This is a genomic window from Bradyrhizobium sp. WBAH42, from assembly GCF_024585265.1.
GTDB lineage: Bacteria > Pseudomonadota > Alphaproteobacteria > Rhizobiales > Xanthobacteraceae > Bradyrhizobium.
Map to the genome: position 1 here is coordinate 321,263 of NZ_CP036533.1, position 17,481 is coordinate 338,743.

The window sequence follows — 17,481 nt, forward strand, 5'->3', positions numbered from 1 at the left end:
CCGAATGGTCCGTCCTTGCCGCATCTCGGCCCATTTGCGGTCAAAATCGGACGCCCTGATGCGGCCTGCCTCACAGACGTCGTCGTGCGGGGGACACTCGCGCTGCGCTCAACGCGAACAGGGGAACAACGATGAACGCCATGCGTCCTGAAAAGGTCGAAGCCACCGAGACCGAGACGGTCGACACCAACCTTGCCGCCGTGACCGAGGTCGAAGCCGGCATCCGCGATTTCGTCCGCAACGACATCGCCTATCTGCGCCGTCCGGCCGCGACCACCACCGACGCCCCGCCGCTCGATCCGAGCGCGGAAGCCACCGTCAACAACGTCAACTCGCTGATCCAGCGCGTCGCTGGCACCTCGCTCGCCGAGATCGAGAATTTGATCTCCGAGCTCGAGAGCCTGCGCGACCTGCTCCACGCCGAAGGCCAGCGCGTCCAGCGCGAGATCTCCGGCTACGCCCAGCTCAGCCAAGCCGCGATGAAGTCGACCCGCATGATCGCCGACAACGTCGCGCAGTGGAAGCGCGCCGCCGACGGCCTGCGCAACAGCTGATCGGTCAGCACCGCATCATTGGCCGCCGCGTTCCGGAAGGGACGCGGCGGTTTTGATTTGGGTTGGGTCACGCTGCCGTTTCTCCGACGCAGGTGTCATCACCCGCGAAGGCGGGTGATCCAGTACTCCGAGACAGCGAGGCTGGAGCCGAGCAGCCGCGGCGTACTGGATGCCCCGCCTTCGCGGGGCATGACAGCGGAGGGTAGACAGAGTGGCCTTCTGGGTCCGGCGCTGCGCAGCAGCGTTGCACGCTGCAGCGCGTCCGGGACACGAACCTGCCTTTTGAACCCACCGCCCCTTCCCGGCGACAAACGCCAAGCGCCCGTGCCGTCGCGGCCGGGCTCGGGGGACATGTCATGGAAAGCATTCGGCCCGACACCACGGACCCGATCCCGTTGCGGCCCGCGCCGAATCAGTTCGGCACGATCATGCTGCGCTTTGTCGGGTTGCTGGCGGTTGCGATCGCCATCCTGGCGTTCGTCTACAGCCGCTGAGCTGCGGCCGGATGCCGGCCGCGATCATTAACGAATTCTTACCGGGCCGCTTCGACGGTCGAGGCTTCCAGCGTGTAGGCGCCATCGGCATAGCCCTTCACCACCATGCCGGCGACCAGCATCACGGCCAGCGTCGCAGTCGCGAAGATGAATCCAACAAATTTGAGTGCGCCGCGGTCAGCCATGGTCCTCGTCCCCTGTCTCTGCCAATTCGTTTCAAATAGACAGCGACAGGTTCATAATTAGTTAGCAACTCACTGGTTCCGCCAAAAGCTTCGCGGTCACCATGTTGCGCAGGCTTATGGCAGCCACCCGGAATCGCGTCCATAGCGCGCGAGCAACACTCGCTCGGTTTCTCTCCCCCTCTCCCCGTTCTTACGGGGAGAGGGTTGGGGTGAGAATTCGACCTCTCCCCGCAAGCGGGGAGAGGTGAAGGAACCGCGACCGCTCGATCAATTCTAAATCACGCGCCCTTGCGCAGCGGCACGAAGGCGGAGGCGGTGATGGAATAGACCTCCTCGCCGCGCTGGTTGGTGCCGGTGGTGCGGGCCGTCAAAATGCCCCAGCCGGGACGCGAGGCGGAGGTGCGCTTGTCGATGACTTCATTGACGTAAGAAACTATGTCGCCGGCGAGCACCGGCCTGATCCAGCGCAGATCGCGAAAGCCCGGCGACGGGCCCCATACCGCAACCTCTTCGCCGCGCGAGGCGGCCTCGCGCGCCAGACGCTGGCCGTCGGCGACAAGCAGGCTCATGCAGGCCGAGCCGACATGCCAACCCGAGGCCGCGAGCCCGCCGAACAGCGAATTCTTGCCCTCCTCCTCGTCGAGGTGAAAGCGCTGCGGATCGAACTTGGCGGCGAATGTCTTGATGGATTCCGCCGTGAACGTGTACGCGCCGATCTCGCGGCGCTGTCCGATCGCGATGTCTTCGAAGTACCGCATCAGGCCGCTCCCTCGCGCCGCTTGATCAGGATCGGCGAGGTCATCTCGGCGAGCGCCTGCCCCGCCGCATTGCGCGCGGTGCATTTGAACTTGACGATGCCGAGCTCAGGACGGCTCTTCGAGACCCGCGCCTCCAGGACGTCGACATCGAGCGTGAGATCGTCGCCGGGCCGCAGCGGCGAGAGCCAGCGCACCTCGTCGACGCCGGGAGATCCCAGTGACGCGGCGCGGGTGATGAAGCCGTCGGCCATCATCCGCATCATCAGCGAGCACAGATGCCAGCCCGAACCGGACAGGCCGCGGAGCATGCTTTTGGCCGCGGCCGCCTCGTCAAGGTGCATCGGCTGCGGATCGAACTCGGCGGCAAAGGCCAGGATCTCGTCGCGGGTGACATGGCGCGGGCCGAACGTTCCGAACCGGCCGGGCGGGAAATCTTCGAAGGTCAGGGTCATCTCGGGAAAGCTTTGCGGGAATGACAGATTGTGGCCGCACTTTGCGGCAATCTCAACCCGCCAGCCCGCATGGCTCGTGCTACATACTTGGGATCGCCGTTGATTTGAGTCGGATCGATCGACGACAGAAGCCCGTTTGAAGTCCCGATTTGCCTTGGGGAGAGCAATGTTTTCATTCAGCGACCTGTTCCAATGGGACCGCTTCATCACGCCGACGATCATCAAGACCTTCTACTGGCTGGTGATCGCGCTGATCTGTCTGTTCGGCCTCTCCGGCATCTTCTCAGGGCTGGCTGCGATGGCGATCAGCCCGTTCGGCGGCTTCCTGGTGCTGCTGTCATCGATCGCCAGCGTCGTGGTCGGCATCGTGTTCTCGCGCATCGTCGCCGAGCTGATCCTGATCGTCTTCCGCATCAACGAGCATCTCGGCGCGATCCGGGACCAGGGCGGCGGGATGCGGTGAGGTCGGCGCAAGTGCCGTAGGGTGGGTTAGGCGAAGCCGTAACCCACCTCTTCTGTCTCTGCGGACCGAGACAGTGGTGGGTTACGCCGAGCAGATGCGCTTCGCGCATATGCTCGTCTAACCCACCCTACGGCACCGATGATGGTGCCTACGTATTAAACCTGAAATGCATCACGTCGCCGTCGGCGACGACGTAGTCCTTGCCTTCGAGGCGAAGCTTGCCGGCATCGCGGGCACCGGCTTCGCCGCCGAGCGCGACGTAATCCTCGTACGCGATGGTCTCGGCGCGGATAAAACCCTTCTCGAAATCGGTGTGGATCACGCCGGCCGCGCCGGGCGCCTTGGTGCCGCGATGGATGGTCCAGGCGCGCGCTTCCTTCGGACCCACGGTGAAGTAGGTGATGAGATGAAGCAGCGAGTAGCCGGCGCGGATCAGGCGATCGAGGCCGGCTTCTTCGAGGCCCAAGGTCTCCAGGAAGTCCGCGCGCTCGTCACGCGAGATGGTCGCGATCTCGGATTCGATCTTAGCGGAGATGACGACGGCAACCGCGCCCTCCTTCGCCGCCTGCTCCTCGACCGCCTTGGAGAAGGCATTGCCGGTGGCGGCCGAGCCTTCCTCGACGTTGCAGACATAGAGCACGGGCTTTGACGACAACAGGCCGAGCATGGAGAACGCCCGCTCCTCCTCCGCCTTGCGCTCGACGAGGCGCGCGGGCTTGCCGTCGCGCAGCAGCACCAGGGTGCGGTTGACGAGATCGAGCTGCTCCTTGGCGTCCTTGTCGTTGCCCTTGGCCTTCTTGGTGAGGTTGTCGACGCGCTTTTCGAGGCTATCGAGATCGGCGAGCATCAGCTCGGTCTCGATGGTCTCGATGTCGGCCAGCGGGGCGATCTTGCCTTCGACATGGGTGATGTCGGAGTCTTCGAAGCAGCGCACCACATGCGCGATGGCGTCGACCTCGCGGATATTGGCCAGGAACTGGTTGCCGAGCCCTTCGCCCTTGGAGGCGCCGCGCACGAGGCCGGCGATGTCGACGAAGGTCAGCCGGGTCGGGATGATCTGGCCCGACTTGGCGATCGCCGCGAGCTTGTCGAGCCTGGGATCAGGCACGGCGACCTCGCCGACATTCGGCTCGATGGTGCAGAACGGATAGTTCGCGGCCTGCGCCGCGGCCGTCTCGGTCAGCGCATTGAACAAGGTCGACTTGCCGACATTGGGCAATCCGACGATCCCGCATTTAAATCCCACGAGCGTTATTCCTTGCCGTTCACGTCCTTGGTCAAAAATCCCTTCGCCTGCATCGCAAGATGCACCCTGTTGGCAAAGGTCGCGTCCGTGCCCTTGGCGAGCAGTGCGGCGTGCTCGGCGACCGCGTCGCAGAGCGTCGCCACCCATTCGTTGTCGGCCTTGACGAAGTCCGACAGCACATGGCCGTGCACCATCTCCTTGACGCCGGGATGACCGATGCCGAGCCGCACGCGGCGATAATCGTTGCCGATATGCGCCGAGATCGAGCGCAGGCCATTATGGCCGGCGATGCCGCCGCCGATCTTCACCCGCACCTTGCCCGGCGGCAGCTCGAGCTCGTCGTGGAACACGGTGGTGTCCCCTGGCGCGATCTTGAAGAAGCTCGCCGCTTCCTGAACGCTGCGGCCGGACTCGTTCATGTAGGTCGTGGGCTTGAGCAGGATCACGCGCTCAGTGCCGAGCGCACCTTCCGAGGTCTCGCCCTGAAAGCGGCGGCGCCATGGCGCAAAGCCATGACGCCGCGCGATCTCGTCGACGGCCATGAAGCCGATATTGTGCCGGTTACGTGCGTATTTCGCGCCGGGATTGCCGAGCCCAACAAAGAGTCGCATGACGCGGCGCGCCCCCCGCTCGGCGCGCGGTCAAGGACCGCGCGCCAGCTTCGAGAGATTACTTCTTCTTGTCGCCGCCGGCGGGAGCCTTGGCGGCAGCGGCAGGAGCAGCAGCGGCCGGAGCCGCGGCACCAGCGGCCGGAGCGGCCGCAGCGCCCGGGGCAGCACCAGCAGCGGCAGCCGCAGCAGCGGCCTTCTGCTCTTCGGCGTAACCGGACGGCGGCACGATGGTGACGAGGGTCGCGTCCTCGCGGGTCAGCGCCTTCACGCCGGCCGGCAGCTTGATGTCGGCCAGATGCAGGGAGTGACCGATCTCGAGCGCGCCGACATCGGCTTCGATGTATTGCGGGATGCTCTCGACGCCGCATTCGAGCTCGATCGCGTGGGCGACGATGTTGACGGTGCCGCCGCGCTTCACGCCCGGGGAGCCTTCCGCCTTCACGACGTGCAGGGGAACGCTGATGCGGATGGTGGCGCCTTCGCCCAGCCGCATGAAGTCGACATGGATCGGGAAGTCCTTGACCGGATCGAGGTGGTAGTCGCGCGGAATGACGCGGTGCTTCTTGCCCTCGAGGTCGATGTCGACCAGCGTGGTCAGGAACCGGCCGGCGAGGATGCGCTGGCGCAGTTCACGATCTTCGATCGATATCGTCAGCGGGGGCTGGTTGTTGCCGTAGATCACTCCGGGCACTCGCCCGGCGCGACGCTCAGCCCGGGCGGCCCCCTTGCCGCTCTTCGGACGTGCGGTCGCCTTCAATTCCTTGACGGTCGTCGCCATGTCGTTAAGTCCTTGTTTTTGCAAAAGTTAATGGGCCGCAAGGCGGCCCATGGCATGGTCCACAGCAAGCCTCCAGGGGTGCGGGGGCCGCGGACGTGGCGGGCTTTTACCCGGAAGACGCGGAAATGACAAGGAGAATGGGCTGGCAGCCCGGGGGGTTGCACCCTTGCTTCTTACGCTCCCCTGGAGGGGGAGGGTCGATCGCGCGAAGCGTGGTGCCCCAAAGGCACGTCCATCCAGAAGCTGGTGTCGGTGGAAGGCCATCGCTGGGCCATCGAGGACAGCTTCGAAACCGCCAAGAACGAGCTCGGTCTTGACCACAACGAAACTCGCTCCTGGCGACGTATCCCGCACGCTCACATCCTCGCGTGGTCGTCCTGGCGCAGGGCTCATCAGGCCAACGCGCGCAAAGCGCATCTCAAGAAAAAAAGGCAACTGTAATGCTAGTCTCTCGATCAACTCCAACATTCACCCTCCAAGGATCGCAACCGGCCTCTTGCCGATCGAGCCCTTAATGTCAGCCCATAGAGCACCCCTCGCGAATCAGGTGCTCAGCAAGGAATCACAAGTGATTCTTTCGACTCAAGATTTCGCCGATCAGCAAACCAGGCCGAGTGGTCAAAGTTATGGGTAATTGAAAGCCTCACCGGATGCTCACCCCAAAGGCGGCCTTTTCGCGGTTATTCAGCTGGCCGCTCCGGAGCAGCGCGCTTCCCTTCCGCTCGCCTTGCCGTTGCAGGCTCCTTTTCCAGCTGCCGAAGGCACCGCGCGGCGGCTCGCGGGCTAACCGCCAGCGCCGCCCGACTGCACAGAACCCCCTCGCCCAGAGCTCCCTCCCAAGAAGATGTGGCAGATACGGAGGGGCATCATCGCGGCCAATTGATCCGGGGAAAACGGGGAATTTCACCCTGCCGCTAAATTCAAGAATGACGGCTGGCCTTCACACAGGAGAGGTCCAAGGTTCGATCCCTTGTGCGCTCACCATTTTACGGGCTTTTTTGAAGCCTCCCAGGTTTTTCCAACGTGAGAGGGTGCTTGTAAGCGAATCGTCGCGTTCACATCGCCGCGATCAGGTCGGAGCTTGAAGTATCTCCGCAATCGCGTTTGCGGCTTCACATTCCCAAGCGACCAAAACCTTCCACCTAACCTTCGAAGCTCGTAGGAGCGGCCGGGTAAATGCGCAGTTCTTGGCACGCTGCGTTTCCCCAGCCATCCACAACGCAGGCACCTCTGACGACGATCATCACACGCTTTTCATGTTATATATTCGCATCTAGCGAGTCGCGGGCATCGGACGAGGTCGTCTCGACGATCAATTTCTTGGTTCAACACAGAGGCGTCACATGGCTCAATGCACAGCACCGGTGGAAGGGCATCGCTCGGCGGATGCTGCCATCCGGCACTGCGCTATTGTTCAATTGGAATCGACCCGCTGAGCCAGAGCGGTGATCCGCCTCCGAACGACCAACCAGCCGTGTAAGCAATCGGTGCGCCGGCGGGTGCTTTCGCGTACAGCGGCGCATCGGACCATTGCGCCATCCGCGGGTCGGCGCCAAAATGGTAGTTCAACCCGATCTTTCCGATGTGATAGTTGCTGGACAGCCTGGTTGTGTTCGCCGGAAGAACTGCGAACGGCTGGATTCTGCACCGTGGGAGGCGTTGCGACGCTCGGTGCCCCGAATGCAGATAGTTATGCTCAGCTTTCACCGACCATGCAGGCGTAAGCGCTTGCTCGACGCCCAGCCCCATGGGGGCACTGAAGCGACCATAGTCAACATGGGTTTTCTCCTGTGGCCAATCAAGTTGTGGTTATTGAAGACGTCGCCTCGATTGTTTTGCCAAGCGACGCGCCTCCCTCGAGATAGGCCGGCGTGTGGCCCAGCGCGCCAAACGCGTAGCCGATGCGGCCGGTCCCGGTGGCAAAGACGTTGCGGCCTGCCTTGCACTTTGCGCTCACGACAAAGCCGCACGCCGCGAGGCAGGTATTGGTGCCGTCGGAGACGGCACCGCTGGCCTCGAGTTCGACACACCACTCAGCCGTTCTTCCGCCAATTGTAGCCGATCTGGCCACCGGCGAGGAACACTGGGGTATCGACGACATCGCCATGGATTGACGAACCGTAGGATTGCTGAGGGAGGTGCGGCCGTTAGCCGCCGCCGCCGCAAAGAGAGCAAGTCGCGTGCCGTAGGGAATTCGCGGGCTCTGCAGGCACTTCGTCGCGGCGTGCGGCGTCAAGTTGCTGACATTGTGTCAATACCGACAGCCGCGCAGCCACTGCCCTGCCAGCAATACTTAGCTGGCGCGGTGTCATGGGTCCACGCTCACAAGGCGCTGGTCTCCCTGGGCCGCCGATCGGCGTCGGACCCCCGCGCCCACTCAAAATTGGCCCTCAGCTCGTACTTGGTCGGCGTCTGCACGGGCAGATCAGCCGGCTTCGCACCGGCACCCTTAGCAGGACCATCTTAAGCCATGCAGGAGCGGCCCCGACGTCAGCCTCCTCTTCCTCCAAAACGCGGACGAAGTTGCCGGGCGGGCCTCGGCCTCACTCAAATCGGACGCATGCCCGCGCTGCTTAGCTTTACACTTCTGGATCTGAAATGCGGGTCAGCATTCTCACGTGCGGTCCCGCCCGTTTGAAGATCGGCTCCCAAAAGGCATAGGCGTCCTCGACGAAACTCTCGGTTACGGTGAACTTCGTGAGCGCGCCCCGATATGCGGCCTGTCGCCGGCAGCCCTGCCCCTCCACAAGGTGCCAGATGAATTGAGCGACCTGGCGTGCGTATGTGCTCGGACGACCTTGGTGGTTGGGTACGATCTCAAGTCGCATGGTCCCAGCGTCACGCGTCTGCGGTTCGGTGATATTGGCAAGCCAGATGAAAATTGATGGATCAATGCTCGCGGCATAGCCGTCGCGCTTGAGCTGCTGATTGATGATAGAGAACGCGCTGGCGGCTTCTCTGAAGCATTCGCTCAGGATGAAGTTCGCCTCATTCTCCAGCTTTCCGCTCCGAAGATCGTCCAGTAATCTGACCGCCTCGTCAGTGAGCCGCCGCATGTATCGCGGTTGGGGCTGCTTTGCGTCGTCGTTTGGTTCCTCCTGTACAATCAATTCGACCGCATCCGCGCGGAACTCCGTTGCGGCATCTTTGAGAACGGGCAAAAAATCGCTTTCAACGCAGGAATCGCCGACGTCTTTCGACGCCGCGTCGCCTCCCACCCGTGTCTCCACAAGATTCTTTGCGTGGTCCAACGCAACGTTCAGGCTGGCTTTGAGGTTTTCAGAAGCTCTTTCTTGAGAGTCCTCGACAGCCTTTACCATCATCTCCGCGGTACTGTCGGATTCTATGAGTTCGTCCTTAAGTGGCGCCGCCGCATTCCGAGATTCAAGCTCCGCAAAGGGGCTCGGAGCCGTCGCTTGCTTTGCTAGGATCGTTTGATCAGACGTATTCGCGCCTGTGTGCTCCGATCGCGGATTGGAAGCAGCAATCTCGCCGGACAATACAAACAGGCCATCGTCAACGGCTCGGCTCGCCGCCGCGGTAAGATCCACCAGCGAGCGCCGCACGCATCGCGTCTGCCTAGCGCGCCGCTTTTTCGTTTCTTGCATATGGCTCATGATCTGACGACCCCTCGACAAGCTTTTTTAAGACCCAGCGCCACAGCTCACGAACTTCCTCCGAGGCTCTTCCCTGTTGTGCAAACTCGGTCACGCCTAATCCTGCCCCAAGTGCGTCCTGGTGGTCATTGCGCTGTCCGACATAGGGAAGCGCAAGCACCCCGAGCGAATTGAGCGACGTTGCAGCTTCGCTCAGGCGACAGCCCCGCGGTGGCGTCTGATTGAGGACGAAAGCAAATCGGCGGTTGAGCCTAAGAATAGCACTCACCGTCGGTATCGCAGCTTCGATGTCGGCTGGACTCGGACGCACCGGGATCAGGCAAAGATCGGTCTTCGCGATGGCGCGCATGGCCAGTGCATTGTTTGTGGCGGCGGTATCGATGACCGTAAGCCAGATCCCCTCAGCTTCAAGGCTGACGAGCGCCCCTTCTATTTCGGCGGGATCGGCGACCCGAACGACCCGCGGATGAGGATGGCCGCGCCGCTCTACCCATTTTGAAATCGTGCCTTGTAGATCCGCGTCGACAATTGCGACGCGCTCCCCGTTCCCCGCCGCTGCGACTGCAATTCCGACCGCCAGCGTGCTCTTGCCGCTTCCGCCTTTTTGGGTGACCAGAGCAAGGACATACATTGCCTGCGCCTCCAGACAACAACGACATGAAACGCACGAGTCGTCGAAAACACTTAGCCTACGGATCGGTGACCTACCATTCCCCATCGTGAATCGCATCAAGAGCGAGCGTGGAACTCACAGCCAAATCAAGCCCACCACCAACGGTATACCGCGAGATGGTGCAACGTCCGCTCGTACCTCATAAAATCGATCGGCCTCCGACGCTGTCGAGATATCCTTATTCTGCGACCAAGTTCGCCCACTTCAAAGACGCAGAGGATAGTAATCGCGGCTCAACAGCCGGAGTAAGCCTACAAGATCATGTAGTTGTAGTACTGCTGTTTACAAGGCTCTCTCCTGAAGCCTGTCGCTGACACCGGGGAAGCCATGTCGACAGTTGCCAGCGCAATTCGGCGCCTTTGGTGCCGAAGCTTTCTTGCTCTTCTGGTGATCATCGCGGTCACTGCTTTGATCGCGGTCCTGACCAGCCCCCAGCTTGGTGCGACAATCGAAGCTCTCGAGCCGCCTGGCTGGCGGCGAAGTTCCTGAAATGGATGATCGCCAAACATCCGGATGCGTTGTTCGCACTAATCCAGCGCGTCAGGCCCAACTTGGCGTTCGGCGTCGCGGGCCGGTGTTCATCACCCGCTTCCCCGACGTGCAGGAAGCGCTGACATCTTCAACGCAACCTATGCGCCGATGATGGACCCTTTCGTCGGCCCCTTCATGCTCGGCCGCGACTGCACCGAAATTTACCAGCGCGACAAGGGTTTCATGCGCGCCTTCATGCGCATGGAGGATCTGCCGGCAATTCGCCAGAAAGTGCGCAGCCTCGCCAACGCGTCCGTCGAAAGCAGCTCTAATACCCAGAACCAGATCGACGTGGTCAGCACGTTGTCGCGCCTGGTGCCCATTCAGCTGACCGGAGAATATTTCGGCTTTCCCGGCCCAGATCTGGCGTCGTGTTCCGCTGGTCGCGCGCCAGTTGCACCAGGACAACACTGACGCTGGGCAGGAGATGCGCGCCTACCTGACACAGCTGCTAGCACAACGGCGCGAGCAGCTGAACACCGGCGCGCCGCTCGACGACGTGTTCAGCCGTTTGCTGAAAAGTCATTTTGACGATTCGATCGGCTTCGCTGACGAACGCATTATTACCAACATGATGGGCACGCTGGTCGGCGGAATCGAGACGACTTCGGCGGCAATCGTACAGCTCCACGAGCAGTTGTTCAAACGTCCGAAGATCCTGAAGGAGCCGATCGACGCCGCCTACAGCAACGACGATCATCTGATGTATCGCTATTGCTGGGAAGCGCTGCGCTTCAACTCAATCAATCCGTTCGTGGTGCGCCAGTCCCGGACCGATTACCGGATAGCCAAGGGCTCGTTGCGCGCGGCAACAATGAAGGCCGGCAGCACGCTGCTGATCTCGACCCGGTCGGCGATGCGGGACGGCTTGAAATTGCCGGCGCCGTCCAGCTTCGCCATCGACCGGCAGCAGTCGGTCTATATGCATTTGGGCTACGGGATGCACACCTGCCTCGGCGACGAGATCAGCCGCATCCAGGTTCCGGAAATCGTTCGCCGGATCCTGCAAATCCGCGGGGTGCGTCCCGCCGCGGAGATTGACTACGCAGGAGGGCCGTTTCCAGAGCGTTATCCGATCACCTACGACACAGCCGCCTGAAGGGCAGACTTCCCAACAACGAGCATAGTCGCCCAGTGCCCCACTAACCTAGATCGCTGGCGCGATGTTCTGGGCGCGCAGGCGACCAGGCGAAGCCTTCGGTCTGCTCGAAGCGCTTGGCGAATGTCTCCTCGAGGTCCTCCTCGGACGGAAACGTCGCGTCGTCGGCAAGACGGCCGAGGGTCGACCCGTCCATCAGCATGAGGTCGACGTCGCGGGGAGATCGCCGCCTCGCCGGTGGGCGAACGGCGGCGAAGAAACGCTGGATGCTTACGGCATAGATGGCCCCTCCGATCTTCCGGCGGAGCACCTCGCGTGGATGAGGGCGCTGCCACTTCAATTTCGCGACGAGCACAGGTTGTTTGTTCATGCCGAAGTAAGACCAGGCGTTGACTTGGAGGCTCAATCCAAGGGTGATATGTTGTGGATACGTGAACCGTTCCTATCCTCAAGGCTGTGGCACGGTGCACTCGTGGTGCACGGCTATACGCCGACAAGCAACGCGTACCCCGGACGTTCAAGCCAATCGCGTCAACATTGATACAGGAGCTTGCTTCGGGGACCTCTCACGGGGGACCTCTCACGGCAGCAGCATTTGGTCCGGTACTGTCGGGGCCTCTGTTCTGTCTCGACAAGCAGATGCTGCTCGGTCCACGGTCGCGCGATGTCTCGGCCGCCACGATGTCTGCAGTGGAGCCTCAAGAGTCGCTCGCTCCCGGTCTTTCCCTATTGAAGCGGCCAAGACGATCAATATGCCGGTTCAGGCGCGCCCTAAACGAACTCCTGACTGAACTTCCGTCTCTTGGTCGCTCAATTCCGTCTTCTTGAACACCCAATCTCAGTATCCAGCAAAGCTGGTAGCAGCTTATCTGAGCATACCTCAGAATTGAACGAGACCACAAGCCCATCGCTCACTGTTTACCTGGATTTGTGTCTTCCGATAGGATGTCAATCACCTTGAGCCTGGCGTCATACTCCTCGTATGAGCCGAGCACGGCTTGTCCAACTGACAAATTGTGCACGGGGTCCACTATTGAGGGGGAGTCGTAGGTTAGGGAGGTGGGTCCGGTAAAGTGAACTTCCTCACCAAACTCGTCGCGTCGCAACGTTCTGGCGGTGCACCACTTGATGAGTTGCGTTACTGCTCCTTTTCCGCTCTCATTGATGGGCGGAAGATGTCGAACCGAATAGAAATACGTTCGCGCAGAGTGCGTCTGCTGGGAGTCCGAACTCTTGCGCTGGTCTGGTTGCGCGGTGAGGGTCAGTAGGCGCTTGCCGGCCGGACGCTCGAGCGTTCCCTGAAATAGACCGCCCTCTCTAATCAGAGTAATGTGCGCCAGCTTTTTTGGAGCACCAAGAACCTCTCGTCCCGAGGCGAGCGCGGCATCGTTTGTTGTCACGTAAATGTAAGGAATGTAAAAGCCAATCTCACCGCCCGAATCACGAACTTGAATTCCTGAATAGCACTCCAAGTATGACCCCACTGTGCTTGAGGGATAGCTCGCGACGCCAACAATGGCGATTGCTGGGTTTGCAGACGGTACTAACCCCTTCGGCAATAGATGGCGAACCTCGTTCCCCACGCTGAATATATGGTTTAAGGCTCGGCAGCGGAGGAATGTGCTGCCAAGGTCTTTGCTCCCATGGTAGAGGGGCGCATCAAACGGAATACCTTTAACGTCGGGCATGGCATCCCTCCTCGCTCTTGAGGGTTTACAATCGGAGAGCCAACTGACTCATGTCAAGACTTTCTGGTTGTGGAAGCATGATGAAGAGAGTGTAATGTGCGCCCTCGTATGCGGCTTACGCGTCCGTCGGCTTATAGTGAAGATCGGAATTGTCCTTACGAGGCCGCCTTGCACCTTAGTTTTGTATTGCTGAATGGGCTTGACGTTGTGCATACATTCCGGAGAAGCGTACTGGGGATGACATTGAGTCAATGCGACTCGCAATTTATGGTTATGCAACGTCAATGCCATCGTCTCGTTATGGGGGGCTAGACGGATTGCTCGGCTGCAGATGACGAACTGGAGTACGAGAGCCCACCGACAACTTCGCTTCTTGTCTTGTTGCCTTCCGCGCTTGTTTGTTTGATGGCACAGAATGTTAAAAGTCCGACATGACTAAACGCGGAGGCAACGATGAGGAGGTTCGCAAAGCGGTCGAATTCGTGGCTAGCTTGACTAAACTAGATCGGCCGCGACAGCTATCTCGGTGCATGGCCGAAATACATCCTCGCGGATACCGACGTCCCGCGAGGCACGTCGGTAGAGCTCCAGAACCGTATAAATTCTGGTGAGTTTGCGTTCTTGTCAGTGTCTGGCGCGGCGCTTGCACAGAATGGATACTCCAGTTCGCACATTCGGAGAACATGCATCGTTATATTCCAGCTCCTCGCGCTACCGCTCACAAAGAGCTCGCTAACCATCTGCCCATTGGGATACGACATTATTGGAGGCAACCCAGCCGACGATTAGTCGTGCCTGAGCGGCGAGCGCATGTCCGCGACCTCAGGATCGTCAGCATGAGTCTCATGCGTGATGCGGGAAGACCTTGCCCGCCAGTGACCGAGGAACCGCGCCGGAAGTGTCACAAGCATTTCTTGGTCCTGTCAGCGCACGAGTCCTCTTACCTTGCCGGCTCTGAAAATTCGTTGTCGATGGGCGGTCTGACGATCGGCGTCCCGCACGTGTCAGGCCCCTGAAAACATCTTCTGACTATCAGCTGAGGGACCGTCTCATCAAAACGAGAGTATGAGTCGCGATACTACAGAAGTGGAAATCCAGAAAGCTAAGCATCAGCGACAGCAGTGCGCCGGCATCCGAGACGCGCGGCGGATCATAGAGATCCTGGGGTTCGCGGGCCGCTTCCGCTGCGACCCTGTTCTTTGCGAACGTCAAAGCGTCAGCGCGTCGCCGAAGGGGCACTGTTGCGCGGCGCGCGGCGAGCTAGATGCCGTCGTTCATCAACTCGGTCTAGCGCTACGTTGGCAGAAACTGTTTTCGCCACTGTTTTTCAAGGGTTTACTTTCGGCAATATGGACACTGCTAAGAGGGTGGCCGAAAGGGAGAGATCGATGATGGCGTGACGTGCGGTGGGCATGGTTGGTTGAGGCGGAGGCCGGGTGATTCTGTTGTTTCCGCCCCGCGTGTGCGAGGCGACGAGTTGCAGGAGGCGTAGGCGATCATTGTCTTCAGGGGCGTGGCGATGAAGTCCCCTACCATGATCGCCCTTCAAAGTGATCAAGTCCAAGCGCCTCCTTCTGCTGATGCGCCTGCTCACAAATCCACCGTGCCCTTGATAGTTGCGGCCAGCGTGCGCAGATCCGTCGCCGCCGGAAGATTGGCGAGATAGTATTCTCGTGTGCGGGCGAAACGGGCATCTCTCCCGCGGTCACGCGACCGTTTGACCGTGTGAGCCTTGCCGCTCTGCTGGAGCTACTTTAGGATTCAAGCGTTCCCCCGCTCCTAACGGCGCGAGCGCGACCCGATTCCTTTCCGTGCAGGCCCCCTGCTCAACGATGTCGAACTGGTCACGGAGCCGGCCCGCAGACACTCGCGTGGCGACATGGTCCAGCTCGGCGAACCAGTCTCGCTCAGGGCAACCTCGTCCTTGTCTCTAGTACCAACGCAGGTCACGGCATTCTTGCGGGGAAAGTGGCCAGGATCGTCAAGCCGTTTTTCACGATGAGGCGCAATGCATGGGCATAGGCCTCTCGATTGCGCATACTATCGTCGAAGCGTATGGCGGCCGCATCGGGCGAGAACGTCCCGTCAGGGGGCGCGTCTTTCACGTCAGCCTGCCGCTTACTGTGGCGCGATGGCGACGCCCTTCCCGGCGAACGCCTCACACGAACGCTTTCTCCAGCGTCGCGAAGATCACGGCGAACGACTTGTCGTGGCGCGTCACCGGCGGCACCGGGCGATCGATCTTCATGAGCTGATAGACCGCCATCTGCGCCGCACGCACCGAATATTCGACTGTGAACACGACGTCGTCGGGAACTTCGACGAACTGGCTGACGAAGGCGAGGTTGACGGAATTCCTGGGCACCGGCAGCGGCCGGTCGGCCAGGTTGCGCGGCATGAACATGCTGGTGATGTAGGGCATGCGGCAGGGAATGCAGATCGCATCCTCGAACACATTCGCGTCGAAGTTGAGGTGACCGCAGAGCTCCTTCAGGATCTCTGCGCCGCCGCAATTGGACATCGGCTTTGCCACGAAATTGCCGACGCGGTCGGGATGCAGCGCATAGCCCCAGAACACCTGAACGTTGTTCGGCTGCCCCGTGAAATGTGGCTGGTGATAGAGCACGACCGACATCAGCCAGTTGGAATCCTTGAACGTGACCAGCCCGCCGGTGCCGGCCCTGTTGCCGGAGAACGCTTCCATCTGGTCGAAGAAGCGTGGATCGCCGCAGGTGACGGTGAAGGACAGCCAATAGGATTCGGGAATCGAATTATTGAACGCCGACGGATTGCCGAATTCGGGACGTCCTTGCGCGATCGTCTCCCAGAGCGCCCAGCCCTGACTGTCGGCCTTGGTCAGGCGCGGCGGCGGCTCGGTCATCAAGCCCAGGCTCGAAGCATCCGTCATCGAGCCGTTCTGGAAGAAGACGATGTCGTCGCCCTCAAGCCGGACGTTGGCGGTGTGGCTGTCGCGGTCGAGCGTGAGCTGGCGCACCCGCAAGCGCCCGCAGTCGGCCGCGAACGCCATGTCGACGACGCGCGTGCCGCGCACAAACTGCACGCCCTGGCGCTTGAGCCAGTCCGCGAGCGGCCGCACGATCGCGTCATACTGGTTGTAGACGGTACGCTTGACGCCGCCGAGCGTCTCGATGCGCGGAAACTCGTTCACGAAACGATGCAGATAGCGCTTCAGCTCGACCGCGCTGTGCCAGGGCTGGAAGGCGAAGGTGGTCTGCCACATGTACCAGAAATTCGATTCGAAGAATCCGGGCGACAGCCAGTCGGTGATGCGGCTGTTGCCGAGCGTCTCCTCCGAAGCCTCGGTGAGCCGAAGCAGCTCGAGCCGGTCGCGTGCGGAGAAGCCCATATGCCAGACATCGACCTTGAAGCGGTTACGGTCGACCAGACGTGCCCTGGAGTGCGCAGGATTTTCCACGTTGAATGCGACCGTCTCCTCGCGCACGCTGCGGCCCGGATGCTCGAGCGAGGGAATGCTGGAGAGCAAATCCCAGGTGCATTCGTAGTGATCCGTGGTAAGCATGCGCCCGCCGCGAAGCGAGTAGGCGCCGTTCGCGAGCTGCGCGCCGTCGAGGCTCCCACCGACCAGCGGCTGCGCCTCGTAGATCACGATGTCGCGCCCCGGCAGCTGCGCATCGCGGACGAGGAACGCCGCGCCCGCGAGCGATCCAATGCCGCCGCCGATAAAATACGCCTTCATGACTTGCCTCGATTGCAATTCGACAATTCGAAGCAACATAGCATGGCCGGACGCATCCAAGGTTGCGCTGGATCAAGCGGGGTGAGGACTGGCTCAGCTACGCGGAAAGGCGACCGATTGAGCCGTTGTTGCCGCGAAGACGCAAGGGAGCGCATCGGGTCGATGCTCGATGCGTGATTAACGGCATTGTCCAGTTGCCAAAAGCAGGTTCGCGCTGGCATGATTGCCCGGAAGTCTACGGTCCGTACACAACGGTGTACAACCGCGTCAGTCGCTGGAGCCGAGAGGGGATTTGGACAAACGTTTTTACGCTCTGACTGAATCAAGCGGCGTGTCCGGCTCGATCTCGGTGGATTCCAGCTAAATCAAAGGCCATGGCCCCGCGACCGGCCCAAAAAAGAGGGACCTTTAACAAGGCGATCGGCTGCTCGCGCGGCGAACGACCACCAAAATCCAAGTGTTGATCGACAATGTTGGCCGCCCGCTTCTTTCCTGATTACTCCTGGCAACACTCACGCAGCCCGCGTCGTCGGCTGATCGAGCCTACGCCGTCAGAAGCTTGCGCGACGGGTTGGCCGCACGCCGCTCAAGGCTGTCATGCGGCCGAATCCGCG

Annotated in this window: 19 protein-coding genes and 2 pseudogenes; 7 read left to right on the forward strand and 14 right to left on the reverse strand. The window is 61.1% G+C overall.

All coding sequences use genetic code 11. The features are described 5' to 3' along the window. Positions 1-131: 131 nt before the first annotated feature. Both DCG74_RS01565 and DCG74_RS01570 read left to right on the forward strand, forming a co-directional pair. Positions 132-554 carry a hypothetical protein gene (locus tag DCG74_RS01565; protein ID WP_172788742.1) on the forward strand — a complete coding sequence of 141 codons (423 nt, stop codon included), beginning with the start codon at positions 132-134 and terminating at the stop codon, positions 552-554. 356 nt (positions 555-910) lie between these two features. Beyond that, positions 911-1,048, forward strand: a complete 138-nt coding sequence (locus DCG74_RS01570; protein ID WP_007614812.1) for a hypothetical protein — start codon at positions 911-913, stop codon at positions 1,046-1,048. Between the two features lie 38 nt (positions 1,049-1,086). Here DCG74_RS01570 and DCG74_RS01575 read toward each other — a convergent pair whose 3' ends face one another. The 3 genes from DCG74_RS01575 to DCG74_RS01585 all read right to left on the reverse strand — a co-directional run bounded on the left by DCG74_RS01575 (position 1,087) and on the right by DCG74_RS01585 (position 2,443). Then, positions 1,087-1,233 (reverse strand): hypothetical protein, encoded by a 147-nt coding sequence (locus tag DCG74_RS01575; protein ID WP_027545961.1) that lies wholly within the window; start codon positions 1,231-1,233, stop codon positions 1,087-1,089. A 278-nt stretch (positions 1,234-1,511) separates the two neighbouring features. Continuing rightward, positions 1,512-1,991, reverse strand: a complete 480-nt coding sequence (locus DCG74_RS01580; RefSeq protein ID WP_172788743.1) for a MaoC family dehydratase — start codon at positions 1,989-1,991, stop codon at positions 1,512-1,514. Continuing rightward, on the reverse strand, positions 1,991-2,443 hold the full coding sequence (locus tag DCG74_RS01585; RefSeq protein WP_172788744.1) for a MaoC family dehydratase: 453 nt from the start codon (positions 2,441-2,443) through the stop codon (positions 1,991-1,993). Before DCG74_RS01585 ends, DCG74_RS01580 begins: the two co-directional genes overlap by 1 nt. Positions 2,444-2,609: 166 nt before the next feature. Here DCG74_RS01585 and DCG74_RS01590 point away from each other — a divergent pair, with 166 nt between their 5' ends. Beyond that, positions 2,610-2,906 (forward strand): DUF4282 domain-containing protein, encoded by a 297-nt coding sequence (locus DCG74_RS01590; protein WP_018648333.1) that lies wholly within the window; start codon positions 2,610-2,612, stop codon positions 2,904-2,906. Between the two features lie 148 nt (positions 2,907-3,054). Here DCG74_RS01590 and ychF read toward each other — a convergent pair whose 3' ends face one another. From ychF to DCG74_RS01605, 3 genes are read right to left on the reverse strand one after another with little or no spacing between them, the layout of a single operon-like run. Next, entirely contained in the window at positions 3,055-4,152 is a 1,098-nt protein-coding gene (ychF, locus tag DCG74_RS01595; RefSeq protein ID WP_172788745.1) for a redox-regulated ATPase YchF, read from the reverse strand. A 5-nt stretch (positions 4,153-4,157) separates the two neighbouring features. Then, a complete protein-coding gene (gene pth, locus DCG74_RS01600; RefSeq protein WP_172788746.1) occupies positions 4,158-4,763 on the reverse strand; it encodes an aminoacyl-tRNA hydrolase in 606 nt (201 codons plus the stop codon). A 58-nt stretch (positions 4,764-4,821) separates the two neighbouring features. Then, the gene (locus DCG74_RS01605; protein ID WP_172788747.1) at positions 4,822-5,541 is read right to left on the reverse strand and encodes a 50S ribosomal protein L25/general stress protein Ctc; all 720 of its coding nucleotides are present in this window, start codon (positions 5,539-5,541) and stop codon (positions 4,822-4,824) included. A gap of 213 nt (positions 5,542-5,754) precedes the next feature. On the opposite strand from DCG74_RS01605, the pseudogene DCG74_RS38950 reads away from it, so the two are divergent. After that, positions 5,755-5,982: pseudogene (locus DCG74_RS38950) on the forward strand (IS701 family transposase); the annotation flags it as partial. A gap of 1,357 nt (positions 5,983-7,339) precedes the next feature. Here the strand turns inward: DCG74_RS38950 and DCG74_RS01615 are convergent. The 3 genes from DCG74_RS01615 to DCG74_RS01625 form a co-directional block, all read right to left on the reverse strand. Further along, entirely contained in the window at positions 7,340-7,777 is a 438-nt protein-coding gene (locus DCG74_RS01615) for a hypothetical protein (RefSeq protein ID WP_246708955.1), read from the reverse strand. Positions 7,778-8,120: 343 nt separating this feature from the next. Next, positions 8,121-9,158 (reverse strand): hypothetical protein, encoded by a 1,038-nt coding sequence (locus DCG74_RS01620; protein ID WP_172788211.1) that lies wholly within the window; start codon positions 9,156-9,158, stop codon positions 8,121-8,123. Continuing rightward, on the reverse strand, positions 9,121-9,789 hold the full coding sequence (locus DCG74_RS01625) for an AAA family ATPase (RefSeq protein WP_172788212.1): 669 nt from the start codon (positions 9,787-9,789) through the stop codon (positions 9,121-9,123). Before DCG74_RS01625 ends, DCG74_RS01620 begins: the two co-directional genes overlap by 38 nt. A gap of 681 nt (positions 9,790-10,470) precedes the next feature. Between DCG74_RS01625 and DCG74_RS01630 the strand changes: the two genes are divergently transcribed. After that, a complete protein-coding gene (locus DCG74_RS01630; RefSeq protein ID WP_257187540.1) occupies positions 10,471-10,776 on the forward strand; it encodes a cytochrome P450 in 306 nt (101 codons plus the stop codon). Continuing rightward, positions 10,757-11,461, forward strand: coding sequence for a cytochrome P450 (locus DCG74_RS01635; protein WP_246708957.1), 705 nt, complete (start codon positions 10,757-10,759; stop codon positions 11,459-11,461). The genes DCG74_RS01630 and DCG74_RS01635 overlap by 20 nt, the downstream gene beginning before the upstream one ends. Before the next feature lie 43 nt (positions 11,462-11,504). Here DCG74_RS01635 and DCG74_RS01640 read toward each other — a convergent pair whose 3' ends face one another. The 5 genes and pseudogenes from DCG74_RS01640 to DCG74_RS01660 all read right to left on the reverse strand — a co-directional run bounded on the left by DCG74_RS01640 (position 11,505) and on the right by DCG74_RS01660 (position 16,906). Beyond that, on the reverse strand, positions 11,505-11,831 hold the full coding sequence (locus DCG74_RS01640) for a hypothetical protein (RefSeq protein WP_175421740.1): 327 nt from the start codon (positions 11,829-11,831) through the stop codon (positions 11,505-11,507). Between the two features lie 541 nt (positions 11,832-12,372). Beyond that, entirely contained in the window at positions 12,373-13,149 is a 777-nt protein-coding gene (locus DCG74_RS01645; RefSeq protein ID WP_172788214.1) for an acetoacetate decarboxylase family protein, read from the reverse strand. 1,327 nt (positions 13,150-14,476) lie between these two features. Next, positions 14,477-14,820 (reverse strand): annotated as a pseudogene (locus DCG74_RS01650) (IS701 family transposase); the annotation flags it as partial. 275 nt (positions 14,821-15,095) lie between these two features. Continuing rightward, entirely contained in the window at positions 15,096-15,254 is a 159-nt protein-coding gene (locus DCG74_RS01655) for a hypothetical protein (protein ID WP_172788215.1), read from the reverse strand. A gap of 53 nt (positions 15,255-15,307) precedes the next feature. Next, positions 15,308-16,906 (reverse strand): oleate hydratase, encoded by a 1,599-nt coding sequence (locus tag DCG74_RS01660; RefSeq protein ID WP_172788216.1) that lies wholly within the window; start codon positions 16,904-16,906, stop codon positions 15,308-15,310. Between the two features lie 23 nt (positions 16,907-16,929). Here DCG74_RS01660 and DCG74_RS38955 point away from each other — a divergent pair, with 23 nt between their 5' ends. Beyond that, positions 16,930-17,184, forward strand: coding sequence for a transposase (locus DCG74_RS38955; RefSeq protein ID WP_172788217.1), 255 nt, complete (start codon positions 16,930-16,932; stop codon positions 17,182-17,184). The last annotated feature ends 297 nt before the right edge of the window (positions 17,185-17,481 follow it).

Bases quoted from the DNA above. Each gene is read 5' to 3' on its own strand.
- DCG74_RS01630 (WP_257187540.1), top strand. From the start codon at position 10,471: ATGATGGACCCTTTCGTCGGCCCCTTCATGCTCGGCCGCGACTGCACC.
- DCG74_RS01570 (WP_007614812.1), top strand. From the start codon at position 911: ATGGAAAGCATTCGGCCCGACACCACGGACCCGATCCCGTTGCGGCCC.
- DCG74_RS01580 (WP_172788743.1), bottom strand. From the start codon at position 1,991: ATGCGGTACTTCGAAGACATCGCGATCGGACAGCGCCGCGAGATCGGC.
- DCG74_RS01590 (WP_018648333.1), top strand. From the start codon at position 2,610: ATGTTTTCATTCAGCGACCTGTTCCAATGGGACCGCTTCATCACGCCG.
- DCG74_RS01640 (WP_175421740.1), bottom strand. From the start codon at position 11,831: ATGAACAAACAACCTGTGCTCGTCGCGAAATTGAAGTGGCAGCGCCCT.
- DCG74_RS01605 (WP_172788747.1), bottom strand. From the start codon at position 5,541: ATGGCGACGACCGTCAAGGAATTGAAGGCGACCGCACGTCCGAAGAGC.
- DCG74_RS01565 (WP_172788742.1), top strand. From the start codon at position 132: ATGAACGCCATGCGTCCTGAAAAGGTCGAAGCCACCGAGACCGAGACG.
- pth (WP_172788746.1), bottom strand. From the start codon at position 4,763: ATGCGACTCTTTGTTGGGCTCGGCAATCCCGGCGCGAAATACGCACGT.
- DCG74_RS01660 (WP_172788216.1), bottom strand. From the start codon at position 16,906: ATGTTGCTTCGAATTGTCGAATTGCAATCGAGGCAAGTCATGAAGGCG.
- DCG74_RS01645 (WP_172788214.1), bottom strand. From the start codon at position 13,149: ATGCCCGACGTTAAAGGTATTCCGTTTGATGCGCCCCTCTACCATGGG.
- DCG74_RS01620 (WP_172788211.1), bottom strand. From the start codon at position 9,158: ATGAGCCATATGCAAGAAACGAAAAAGCGGCGCGCTAGGCAGACGCGA.
- DCG74_RS01585 (WP_172788744.1), bottom strand. From the start codon at position 2,443: ATGACCCTGACCTTCGAAGATTTCCCGCCCGGCCGGTTCGGAACGTTC.
- DCG74_RS01575 (WP_027545961.1), bottom strand. From the start codon at position 1,233: ATGGCTGACCGCGGCGCACTCAAATTTGTTGGATTCATCTTCGCGACT.
- DCG74_RS01625 (WP_172788212.1), bottom strand. From the start codon at position 9,789: ATGTATGTCCTTGCTCTGGTCACCCAAAAAGGCGGAAGCGGCAAGAGC.